A 9,557-nucleotide genomic window follows, 5' to 3' on the forward strand; every position below is an offset into this window, starting at 1 on the left:
GATGAAGCATGAACTTCTTAAAAAGACAGTTTGATGATATGCGTACTGGGAAGTTATCGTTCTTCTTTACAGTCGTTATACTATTTTGGATTAAGACTTATGCCGTATATTTAGCTGAATTTAACCTGGGAATACAAAATGCGCTTCAGCATTTTCTTTTATTTTTTAACCCATTAAGTTCTGCCCTATTATTCTTTGCCTTCGCATTATTCTGGAAGGGCAAAGGGAGATATATTGCGTTTATCGTTATTAATTTGTTAATGTCCTTCGTTCTATACGCGAACGTCGTGTACTACCGATTCTTTAATGACTTTATTACAGTGCCTGTTATTTTACAGGCAAAAACGAATAACGGTCTTGGTGGCAGTGCACTTGAATTAATCAGTCCATTAGATATTCTGTATTTCCTGGATCTATTCATTATCATTGGATTGATGGTTCTTAAGAAAGTGAAGCCACAGGAGAAATTGCGTTTCCGTTCAGTGTTCGCGGTCATGACATCTGCAGTCCTTGTGTTCTTATTGAATTTAGGCTTAGCGAACATTGATCGTCCTGAATTATTGACTCGCAGTTTTGACCGTAACTATCTAGTGAAGTATCTTGGAACTCACAACTTTACGATTTATGATATTGTTCAAAACTCCAAAACGTCTGCTAAACGAGCTTTGGCCGACAGTAATGAAGTTTCAGAAGTTGAAAATTACGTAAAAGCAAATAAAGTAGAACCAAATCCTGAATACTTTGGTAAAGCAAAAGGGAAAAACGTTATCTACATCTCCATGGAATCACTGCAGACATTTATGATTGGCAGAGAGCTAAATGGAGAGGAAGTTACACCATTCTTGAACTCTTTGGTGGACAGTGAAGAAGCGATGTACTTCGATAACTTCTTCCATCAAACAGGTCAGGGGAAAACATCCGATTCTGAGTTTATTATTGAAAACTCACTATTCCCACTTCCTCAAGGTGCTGTATTCATGACACATGCTAACAACACGTATCAATCAGCTCCTTCGATTCTAAAGGGAGAAGGATATACTTCAGCGGTATTCCACGGTAACTATAAAACATTCTGGAACCGTTCTGAGATGTATCGTTCTATGGGCTATGACGAGTTCTTCGATGCAACGTATTATGATATGAGTAATCCAGAAGAACAGCTTCCATATGGTTTAAAGGATAAGCCGTTCTTTGAAGAATCAATTCCGATGCTGGAAAGTTTAAAACAACCGTTCTACACAAAATTCATTACATTATCCAATCACTTCCCGTTTGACCGCCATGAGGAAGATGCTAATTTCCCTCAGGGTGAAACAGGTAACGGTGTAGTAGATCGATATTTCCAAACGTCTCACTACATGGATCAAGTACTGGAAGACTTTGTGAATGATTTGAAAGAAAAAGGTTTATATGAAGATACGATGATCGTTCTTTATGGTGATCACTATGGAATTTCTGATAACCATAATAAGGCGATGTCCGAGGTATTAGGTAAAGAAGTGGATAACTATGAAAGTGCTCAGCTGCAACGAGTACCATTGTTGATTCTAAACTCTGGTGCAGAAGGTGGAGTTAACCATACGTACGGTGGACAGATTGATCTTCGCCCTACGATTATGCACCTTCTGGGAGTAGAGACAAAAGATTATCTAAGCTTTGGTCAGGACCTGCTTTCTGAAGAGCGCAAGCAAATCGTACCTTTCCGTAATGGAGATGTCATTACAGATAAGTACTCTGAAATTAAAGGAGTCTGCTACGATAACGAAACAGGTCAACCTGTAGAAGAAGGAAATAAGGCATGTGAAGAAGCAAGTAAGGAAGCGAACAAACGTTTAGAGCTTTCCGATAAAGTGGTTTATGAAGATTTACTTCGCTTCTATAAACCTCAAGGATACAAACCGATAGATCGTTCAGATTATCAGTATAATAATCCTAATCCAAAAAGCTCAGAAGATCCTGAAGCTTCAAATGAAGAAAATCACGAATAAAATATGTAACTTTAAGCAAGCTCCATCCACCGATTTCGGTGAGGTGGAGCTTGTTTTTTTTGAAGGTTGGGTTGTTGGGGTTTTGAAGGGGGCGAATTCAACCGTTGAATGAATCGTTAGGGTTTGACAGGCAAATATCGGCATGGATTTGACAGACGAATAATGGCTCGAATTTAACAGTTGAATAATGGAAGAAATTCAACAGAAGAATAAATAAAGAAACGTTTGATTGATTTTGAATGATTTATGATAGAAAATGATTACTTTTGATTAAAAATGATTGATTTTTGTAAACGTTCTCATTATAATGAGAGTAACAAAAAACGGAGAAAGTAGGAGAATGCTATGTTAACGGAGGAACGACATGGAATCATCTTAGACTTATTGAAGGAGAAAGATACGATAAAAATCCAAGAGATTGTGGATGTTACGAACGCTTCTGAGTCAACGATCCGCCGGGACTTAACACAGCTCGAGCAAGAGAAATTTCTGAAACGTATCCACGGTGGAGCTGCAAGGCTTCAAGGGAAATTGAAGGAATTGAGCGTTTCTGAAAAATCATCCAAAAGCTTTCATGAAAAGCAGTCCATCGGTCAGTATGCTGCTTCCCTCGTAGAAGAGGGGGATTGCATCTTTTTGGATGCAGGCACGACAACATTGAGTCTCATCGACCACCTTCCGCAGATGGATATTGTGGTTGTAACGAATGGGTTGACCCATGTGGATACACTCATCCAAAAAGGATTTAAAACGTATATGATCGGTGGATATGTAAAGCCTGTCACAAGAGCGATGGTCGGGAGTGGAGCGGTTGAATCCTTACGCCAGTATCGATTTGATAAAGCATTTATGGGTGCGAACGGGGTTCATGCTCAATATGGATTCACGACTCCGGACCCCGAGGAGGCTCAAGTAAAGCGCATGGCCATTGAATTATCAAGAGAAGCCATGTTCTTAACGGATGACTCCAAGTTTGGAGAAATTGCATTCAGCAAAATTGTGGATCTCGATAAAGCCATGATTATAACGAACGCACTGGATGACGAACATGACACAGCAATAATGAAACAAACTACGATAAAGGTTGTGACACCATGATCTATACCTTAACACTGAACCCTTCTGTGGATTACATTATGGAACTTGACTCCTTTCAAAAAGGAGGTCTAAACCGAAGTGAGAAAGAAAGTGCTTTTCCCGGAGGTAAAGGAATCAATGTCTCCCGAGTTTTACATGTACTGAATGTAGAAAGTGTTGCTCTTGGATTTGCAGGAGGATTTACCGGTGAGTATATTAAACAATTTTTAAATAAAGAAAAGATAAAAGCTGAATTTGTCGAAGTAGAAGAAGCTTCACGGATTAACGTGAAGGTTAAGTCTGATGATGAAACGGAAATCAACGGTAGTGGACCATCGATTAGCGAGGAACATATACAGCAGTTACTTCAGCGAATATCATCATTAACAGAAGAAGACATGATCGTTCTGGCGGGAAGCATACCTGGATCGGTGCCTAAATCATTTTACCAGGAGATTGCTGAACAATGTAAGGAACAAGGAACGAAAGTGATTATCGATGCCGAGAAAAACTTGATTCAGCCAGTTCTTTCCTTGAATCCCTTCTTGATCAAACCGAATCACCATGAGCTGGGTGAGATGTTTGATGTGAATATTGAGTCAGTTGATGATGCGGTTCACTACGGAAAGAAGTTGAAGGATTACGGAGTCGAAAACGTGATGGTTTCAATGGCGGAAAAAGGTGCCCTCTTACTGACCGGTAAAGAGGTATTGTATTCTTCCGTACCAAGTGGAAAGTTGCAAAGCTCGGTCGGTGCAGGAGATTCAACCGTTGCCGGATTCCTTGCGGGACTATCAAGGGGCTGGAGCATTGAGGACGCATTCCGCTTGGGAACCTCGGCTGGATCTGCCACGGCTTATTCAATCGGTCTTTGTTCATCGGATAAAGTGGAAAGCTTATTTGAAGAAATTCAGATTACGAAAAAATAGGGGGGAACAAACATGAGAATTACTGAATTACTAACGAAAGATACGATTCAGCTAAATATATCTTCTACATCAAAAACCGGAGTCATTGACGAATTGGTTTCCGTATTAGATAAAAGCGGGAAGCTAAAGGACCCTAAAGAATTTAAGCAAGCGATTCTTAATCGTGAAGCACAAAGTACAACAGGTATTGGGGAAGGCATCGCCATTCCTCACGCGAAAACATCGGCAGTCAAATCACCTGCCATTGCATTCGGCAAATCAGCACATGGAGTAGACTATGAATCTCTCGATGGGGCTCCTGCTCATTTGTTCTTCATGATTGCAGCAACAGAAGGGGCCAATCAAACACATCTAGAAGCGTTAAGCCGTCTTTCCTCTATGCTGATGGACTCCGATGTCCGCAAAGCGTTAGTGAATGCTTCATCAAAAGAAGAAGTTTTAGAGATTATTAATGTTCATGATCGAGAGGACGAGGAAGAGATTCCTGCTGAATCTTCCACAAACGTAGGGAAGGTCCTGGCTGTAACGGCATGTCCTACAGGGATTGCTCATACGTATATGGCAGCAGATGCGTTGAAAGCCAAAGCGAAAGAAATTGGTGTAAATCTAAAAGTAGAGACGAACGGATCCGGTGGAGCGAAGAACGTCTTAACTTCTGAAGAAATTGTAAACGCTGTAGCTATAATCGTAGCTGCCGATACGAAAGTGGAAATGAATCGTTTTAAAGGAAAGCACGTGATTGAAGTTCCTGTTGCAGAAGCGATTAGGCGTCCTGAAGAATTATTGAATCAGGCTATGAAACAAGATGCGCCTCTATATAAAGGTGGAGAGCGATCCGGTGAGACTCATGCTGGTCCTGAGAAAAAACAAAAGTCAGGCTTTTACAAGCATCTGATGAATGGTGTTTCCAACATGCTTCCATTCGTTGTAGGGGGAGGGATCTTGATTGCGATCTCGTTCTTATTCGGCATTCAGTCAGCGAATCCTGATTCTCCTGAGTATAATGAATTTGCAGCCATGCTAATGAAAATCGGCGGAGATAATGCCTTTTACTTAATGGTGCCTGTCTTAGCGGGATTCATTGCCATGAGTATAGCTGACCGGCCAGGATTTGCCCCTGGTATGATTGGCGGGTTGATTGCTGCAACGGGTCAAAGCGGGTTCTTAGGTGGAATTATTGCCGGTTTCTTAGCAGGTTATGTAGTTCTCGGAATCAAGCGTTTAACAAACAATTTCCCTCCTTCATTGGAAGGAATCAAACCTGTATTGATCTATCCGTTGCTGGGGATTTTCATTACTGGATTCATCATGCTTCAGTTCCTTGTGGAGCCACTGAGTGCAGTGAATACGGGGATTCAAAACTGGTTGGATGGACTGGGAACAGGGAACCTGATTTTACTCGGACTGGTTCTTGGTGGAATGATGGCAGTCGACATGGGGGGTCCGATCAACAAAGCTGCCTTTACATTCGGCATTGCCATGATTGAAGGAGGAAACCTTGCTCCCCATGCCGCCATCATGGCGGGTGGAATGGTACCGCCACTGGGGTTGGCCATGGCAACGACAATATTCAAGAAGAAGTTCAATGATAATGAGCGAAAAGCGGGTATCGCGGCATACTTTATGGGAGCATCTTTTATTACAGAAGGAGCGATTCCGTTTGCTGCAGCCGATCCATTCCGGGTCATCCCTTCAATTGTGACTGGTTCTGCGGTTGCAGGAGCGTTAGCGATGTTCTTTGGGATTGGTTTACCTGCCCCCCACGGTGGATTATTTGTTTTCCCGGTAGTAGAAGGGAATCCGTTCTTATATCTGTTAGCAGTACTGATTGGCTCTGTTATTACAGCCGTGATGGTTGGGTTATTAAAGAAGCCGATTAAATGATTCATGAAAGAACCAGGTGAATTCCACCTGGTTTTTTTGATTTTTGCGTTTTAAAAGGTTCGTTCCAGGTAAAAAGTATAGGTAGATGATGGAGAGGGGAAAAGCTATGGAGATGATAGATTATCTGGAGATTCCAGATGAGTTTTACACTGCTCTTATTCGTATTATGTTAATCGTTCTACTGAGCGGCTTAATTGGTATAGAGAGGGAATTTAAAAATCACCCGGCTGGTTTACGCACTCATATTCTTGTGGGTGTCGGCTCCTGTTTATTGATGCTTGTTTCCCTATATGGATTCGAACCGTTTTTAGACGAACACCCTCAATTGGTTGGTTTTGACCCAAGTCGGATTCCCTCCTATGTTATTTCGGGTATCGGCTTTCTTGGTGCGGGTACGATTATGGTCCATGGAGGCGTGACGGTTAGAGGTTTAACCACTGCCGCCAGTATTTGGGTTGTTGCAGGCTTGGGGTTGGTAGTCGGCATTGGGATGTATTATTTAGCTATCTTTACAACACTGGTAATCGTCGTGACGTTATTTTTCTTGAACAACCTGGAAAGCTTTTATAAGGAGAAAGTGAAGCATAAAAAGCTCCTGCTCCTTAGTCTGACCGTGCAAAAGGGGAAAGGGAATATCACGTCTATAAATGACGCACTTCATGAGCATGGAATCGAGATCACTCAATACCAAATTGAAGAAGGAGATGAAATGGAGGGGGTGGAGGCCTTTAAATATTCCCTTCTTATATTAACTCCAAGTGCCCTTCAGTTTAATGAAGTACTGGAAGTTGTCCAAGATTTAGAATGTGTAAAAAAGTTCCAGCTTCACAAAAAATAAAAAGGAACGAGGGTGTTCATGCATCCTCATTCCTTAACGTTTATAAGCTTTCAATTTCCACATCTTTTATCCCTTCTATTTCTGAAATCGTATAGTATATGTCTACGGTCTTTTTTCTGAAGTCCACAATGATTTTCAATTCTAAAAGGTGCTGCTGATTCTTTAAGTCTTTGATGCGGATATTTTCAATAGAAATTTCTTCTGCTTTAATTCGTTCAATAATCGATTTGATCTCTTTTTTCTCCAATATCGTAGCACGCAATGACAGCTCTTTTTCCCGCAATCGTTTCGGTCCTAAATACGTAATGATAATCGGCACCACTTCAACGGAGACAATCAAGAGGATTACACCAGCCGTAGCTTCCATATAGAAGCCTGCTCCAACAGCAATTCCAATTCCTGCCGCTCCCCAGATCATAGCTGCAGTCGTTAACCCGGAAATACTGTCATTCCCTCTTCGTAAAATGACACCGGCACCTAAGAAACCAATCCCTGAAACAATCTGAGCTGCCAGTCGCAAAGGATCCATCGTGATATTTACTTTATCCGATCCCTCCGAAATATAAGCAGACTCAATAGAGACAATCGTTAATAAACAGCTCACGATACATATAACGAGAGACGTCTTTAAACCTACAGGCTTTCTCTTTAACTCTCTCTCAAGCCCAATGATTAACCCTAATACCGCAGATACACCCAGCTTTATCATGAATGTCGTATCTAATAGCTCCATCAAGCCCCCTCCAGTTCTACGTTTATCTCTGAATATTCATGTAGTAATTTACCCCTGCTGATTATAAAATAGGAGCAACGAATACATATCAGGAGGTTTGTCATGTCAGACACAAAGGTTAATCCGTATCTAATACTCGCAATCGGAGTCATCTCCGTATCAACCTCTGCCATCCTGGTGAAAGTATCGAGTGCACCAGCAGGTGTCCTGGCCTTTTACCGGTTGTTTTTCACAGTTTTATTAATGTCCCCTGTATTTTTCTTAAAGTATGTGAAGGAACTGAAAGTTATTACTCTGAGAGATTGGATGTTTTCAATTTTAGCCGGGGTCTTTCTGGCCTTTCACTTCATACTCTGGTTTGAATCCTTAAATTATACTTCGGTTGCAAGTTCTACGGTACTCGTCACATTGCAGCCATTATTCGCTTTTATCGGGGCTTACTTGTTCTTTCAGGAAAAATTAACAGGGAGAGCCATCACCTCGGCGGTTTTAGCTGTTAGTGGAAGTGTCATCATAAGCTGGGGAGATTTTAAAATAAGCGGAAGCGCGCTATGGGGAGATATTTTAGCCTTAGTGGCGTGCGCTCTTGTAACAGGATACCTGTTATTCGGGCAGACGATAAGAAAGCGGCTATCCCTCATTACCTACACGTATTTGGTCTATGCGATCAGCTCAGTCGTTTTATTCTTATATGTCATGATGCGTTCCGAAAGCCTTGGGCCGTATCCGAAAGAGGATTGGGTATACTTTCTATTGCTTGCCATCATCCCGACACTATTAGGTCATTCATTATTCAACTGGTCCCTGAAATGGTTAAGCACCTCAACCATCTCTATGGCCATCCTATTTGAACCAATCGGAGCATCAATCCTTGCGTATTGGCTCTTAGCTGAAAAAGTGATGATGACTCAAGTGGTTGGAGGTCTTGTCATAATCATCGGCGTTACCTTCTTCTTAATAGAAGAAAGGAAATTAAAAAAGATGGTCCAAAAAGTCAACGAGGTGAAAAAGAATGAAGAACTTCCGCTTTAGAAAAGCAAACCTTCAAGACTCACCCGGGTTAGCATACGTACACGTCCATAGCTGGAGAACGACGTACAAAGGAATTGTTTCAGAAAACTATCTTCAGTCTTTATCAATAGAAGAAAGAGAACAAAAGTGGGTACAAATCCTTTCCGGATCTCATCATACGTATGTATGTGAATTGGATGATGGGCAAATCATCGGCTTTGTTTCATTTGGGAAAGAGCGTTCAGGGGAGTACGAAGGGGAGTTATATGCCATTTATCTTCTGGAAGAATATCAAGGTAAAGGCATCGGGAAAGAGCTCTTAGAAATTGCCGCTACAGGTCTTAAAAAACAAGGATACAACTCTATGTGGATCTGGGTGTTGAAAGAGAATCCATCCAAACATTTCTATTATGCCTTTAATCCTACACGCATTAAGGAAGAGGTATTAACGATTGGTGGTGAGTCTCACCAGGAAGAAGGTTTGCTGCTGAACCTGAATTAAAAAGGAGTAAAGAAGCGTTCATTACGCTCCTTTACTCCTTTATTAAATTGCTCAACACTAATCGTTAACAGAACCTTTACTCAAGAAAATACGTATGTAAAACCAGAAAACACAAACGCCATGACGACTGAAAAGATGAAGGTCATTCCTCTTACAGGTGTACTGCTTTCGCTTATCTTAAGAGCTTGTACATATGAATACGCAAACAGATACACAGCCATGATGAATGATAGAGATAAAGCGACGTTAGAAAGCATGATTAATAGATCTCCTTTCAGGAATGCGTAGTAATAATGTATATGGAGGTTTACTGGTAAACAGAACAACAGAAGAGGTTGATTAAGTTTTTAAAGTTTTCCTTAAAAATATATTGCAATAACATTAACAGCATGTTATATTTATAAACGTCGCTGATGCAGCAAACACCATTACGAAAAAACAAATGAAAAAAGTTGTTGACGCGAGAGTAAAAGTTATGTTATATTAATAAAGTCGCTTCAGAGCGGAGTGGACAAACCTTGAACCTTGAAAACTGAACAAAACAAGACAATACGTCAACGTTAATTCTAGATTTATTTTTAAAGAGCTATTCAAA

At 41.0% G+C, this 9,557-nt stretch carries 9 protein-coding genes; 7 read left to right on the forward strand and 2 right to left on the reverse strand.

The annotated features are described in order from the left end of the window. Positions 1-8 precede the first annotated feature (8 nt). From Q1B03_RS16880 to Q1B03_RS16900, 5 genes are all read left to right on the forward strand, one after another. A complete protein-coding gene (locus tag Q1B03_RS16880; RefSeq protein ID WP_299743937.1) occupies positions 9-1,988 on the forward strand; it encodes an LTA synthase family protein in 1,980 nt (659 codons plus the stop codon). 345 nt (positions 1,989-2,333) lie between these two features. Further along, the gene (locus Q1B03_RS16885; protein ID WP_299743940.1) at positions 2,334-3,086 is read left to right on the forward strand and encodes a DeoR/GlpR family DNA-binding transcription regulator; all 753 of its coding nucleotides are present in this window, start codon (positions 2,334-2,336) and stop codon (positions 3,084-3,086) included. Next, a complete protein-coding gene (gene pfkB, locus Q1B03_RS16890) occupies positions 3,083-3,994 on the forward strand; it encodes a 1-phosphofructokinase (RefSeq protein ID WP_299743943.1) in 912 nt (303 codons plus the stop codon). Before Q1B03_RS16885 ends, pfkB begins: the two co-directional genes overlap by 4 nt. A 12-nt stretch (positions 3,995-4,006) precedes the next feature. Continuing rightward, positions 4,007-5,878, forward strand: coding sequence for a fructose-specific PTS transporter subunit EIIC (locus Q1B03_RS16895; RefSeq protein ID WP_299743946.1), 1,872 nt, complete (start codon positions 4,007-4,009; stop codon positions 5,876-5,878). 106 nt (positions 5,879-5,984) lie between these two features. Further along, entirely contained in the window at positions 5,985-6,716 is a 732-nt protein-coding gene (locus Q1B03_RS16900; protein WP_299743949.1) for an MgtC/SapB family protein, read from the forward strand. 40 nt (positions 6,717-6,756) lie between these two features. Here Q1B03_RS16900 and Q1B03_RS16905 read toward each other — a convergent pair whose 3' ends face one another. Continuing rightward, positions 6,757-7,449, reverse strand: a complete 693-nt coding sequence (locus tag Q1B03_RS16905; RefSeq protein ID WP_113968801.1) for an MgtC/SapB family protein — start codon at positions 7,447-7,449, stop codon at positions 6,757-6,759. 102 nt (positions 7,450-7,551) lie between these two features. Between Q1B03_RS16905 and Q1B03_RS16910 the strand changes: the two genes are divergently transcribed. Together Q1B03_RS16910 and Q1B03_RS16915 are read left to right on the forward strand one after the other, a co-directional pair. Continuing rightward, positions 7,552-8,481 carry a DMT family transporter gene (locus Q1B03_RS16910; protein ID WP_299743955.1) on the forward strand — a complete coding sequence of 310 codons (930 nt, stop codon included), beginning with the start codon at positions 7,552-7,554 and terminating at the stop codon, positions 8,479-8,481. Continuing rightward, a complete protein-coding gene (locus tag Q1B03_RS16915) occupies positions 8,462-8,962 on the forward strand; it encodes a GNAT family N-acetyltransferase (RefSeq protein WP_299743958.1) in 501 nt (166 codons plus the stop codon). Before Q1B03_RS16910 ends, Q1B03_RS16915 begins: the two co-directional genes overlap by 20 nt. Before the next feature lie 80 nt (positions 8,963-9,042). On the opposite strand, the gene Q1B03_RS16920 is transcribed toward Q1B03_RS16915, so the two are convergent. Continuing rightward, entirely contained in the window at positions 9,043-9,219 is a 177-nt protein-coding gene (locus Q1B03_RS16920; RefSeq protein ID WP_299743960.1) for a hypothetical protein, read from the reverse strand. Between the last annotated feature and the right edge of the window lie 338 nt (positions 9,220-9,557).

Origin of the sequence: uncultured Rossellomorea sp. (assembly GCF_947488365.1) — a bacterium.
Taxonomy (GTDB): Bacteria; Bacillota; Bacilli; order Bacillales; family Bacillaceae_B; genus Rossellomorea.

Excerpts from the sequence above, each read along its gene's own strand:
- pfkB (WP_299743943.1), top strand. The coding sequence starts at position 3,083 with ATGATCTATACCTTAACACTGAACCCTTCTGTGGATTACATTATGGAA.
- Q1B03_RS16905 (WP_113968801.1), bottom strand. The coding sequence starts at position 7,449 with ATGGAGCTATTAGATACGACATTCATGATAAAGCTGGGTGTATCTGCG.
- Q1B03_RS16885 (WP_299743940.1), top strand. The coding sequence starts at position 2,334 with ATGTTAACGGAGGAACGACATGGAATCATCTTAGACTTATTGAAGGAG.
- Q1B03_RS16900 (WP_299743949.1), top strand. The coding sequence starts at position 5,985 with ATGGAGATGATAGATTATCTGGAGATTCCAGATGAGTTTTACACTGCT.
- Q1B03_RS16915 (WP_299743958.1), top strand. The coding sequence starts at position 8,462 with ATGAAGAACTTCCGCTTTAGAAAAGCAAACCTTCAAGACTCACCCGGG.
- Q1B03_RS16910 (WP_299743955.1), top strand. The coding sequence starts at position 7,552 with ATGTCAGACACAAAGGTTAATCCGTATCTAATACTCGCAATCGGAGTC.
- Q1B03_RS16895 (WP_299743946.1), top strand. The coding sequence starts at position 4,007 with ATGAGAATTACTGAATTACTAACGAAAGATACGATTCAGCTAAATATA.
- Q1B03_RS16920 (WP_299743960.1), bottom strand. The coding sequence starts at position 9,219 with ATGCTTTCTAACGTCGCTTTATCTCTATCATTCATCATGGCTGTGTAT.
- Q1B03_RS16880 (WP_299743937.1), top strand. The coding sequence starts at position 9 with ATGAACTTCTTAAAAAGACAGTTTGATGATATGCGTACTGGGAAGTTA.